The sequence below is a fragment of the Vibrio genomosp. F10 str. 9ZD137 genome (assembly GCF_049974785.1).
GTDB lineage: Bacteria > Pseudomonadota > Gammaproteobacteria > Enterobacterales > Vibrionaceae > Vibrio.
This window is the reverse complement of sequence record NZ_JBNGCJ010000483.1, coordinates 1-1,280: the sequence shown is the minus strand read 5'-3', so window position 1 is coordinate 1,280 and position 1,280 is coordinate 1. Positions and strand designations below refer to the sequence as shown.

The 1,280-nt window shown below is 39.5% G+C and carries 2 protein-coding genes; both read left to right on the top strand.

Annotation, left to right across the window (positions count from 1 at the left end; translation table 11 throughout):
- The first annotated feature begins 111 nt into the window (after positions 1–111).
- Positions 112–510 carry a hypothetical protein gene (locus ACP45E_RS11635; RefSeq protein WP_017038361.1) on the top strand — a complete coding sequence of 133 codons (399 nt, stop codon included), beginning with the start codon at positions 112–114 and terminating at the stop codon, positions 508–510.
- A 114-nt stretch (positions 511–624) separates the two neighbouring features.
- The gene (locus ACP45E_RS11630; RefSeq protein WP_241824303.1) at positions 625–1,170 is read left to right on the top strand and encodes a zinc ribbon domain-containing protein; all 546 of its coding nucleotides are present in this window, start codon (positions 625–627) and stop codon (positions 1,168–1,170) included.
- Positions 1,171–1,280 lie beyond the last annotated feature (110 nt).

The following is a 1,280-nucleotide window of genomic DNA, read 5'->3' as shown; positions in this document are numbered from 1 at the left end:
CACGCTTGGCATTTTTGGTTTGGGTCAAGTTTAGTGTTTAAGGCGTCCAAATTGAGTGTAGTGGTCGCGTGGGTCACACCTTAATTGGGCGTTAGCTAGCAGGGGTAACTCGTGAAAAAAATTGTAATCGTAGTTCTTTCACTATCACTTATTATAGTCGGTGGATATTACGGACTTAATGTCGTTAAAGAGAAGGCAACCGTTAGCCTCGATGCCGTTTTAGCGGAAGCAAAGGAATTTGCTAAAACTACAGATAAAGACGGTTGCATATTAGAATTTATTAAACAATATAAAAGTTGCGATGGCATTTCTTGTATTTCATCTGCTTCAATGTTTAATGCAATGTGTTTTGTTAACGCTGAAGGTGATTTATCTAAAACTTGCAAGCCCATAACAAATCCCAATGAAAAGGTAAATATGTATTCGGTGTGTGCTAAACATAAATTTGGTGAACAGGAATGTGATCATTTATATCGATTTTATGATGCAGTATGCGCAGATGCTAGCTAACAAGGCAATTAATCGGAACTAAAACAGTGGGTTACGTTTCGCTTCGCTACACATTTTAACCCACTGCTTTAGTCCGCTTATTGCGGCGTTATGTATATACAAGGAAAGTTTATAGTGACAAAAGTAGATTATACAAAGTACACCTTAGAAGATTTATTGGAATGCCAACAAAACATTGATAGAAATGCATACCCAGATAGAGCTAATGAAATAGATCTACTAATTAAGGACCGTCTCAAAAACAGAACCCCTCGAAGAGTCACAATGGCCGACGAAAATGGAAACATTGCTGCTATAAAAAAAGGCAGGGCCCCTTCCTTAGGGCAAGGGCTAAGCGAGCTAATCGGAGGTACGTTATTTGGTATAATATGGATAAGCACGACTGGAAACTCTGGCCCACAATACTGGAGTTTAATCGGGTATTTCGTCATTCTATCTTCCGTAATTGGTGGGGGTTACCATATTTATAATGCTTTAGCTAAAAATAGGTTTACAGCGCAAGACATTGTTTCTCCCAGTAAGGAACCAGACCCATTTAATAAATTAATGGGATTTGATAAAAACGACAACAACAAGTCTCAGTTTTGCACTGGTTGTGGCTCACCCGTTGAAATTACAGATAAGTTCTGTTCAAGCTGCGGGCAGAAAGCTCGCGCATAAATATACATAACAAATTACTTAAGTGGACGCTCAAACGCTCGGCACTCTCGGCTCAGAATTATGCAGGCTCGGGTAAGCTAATCATAAGCGCCACTTAGTAAGGCGTTAGG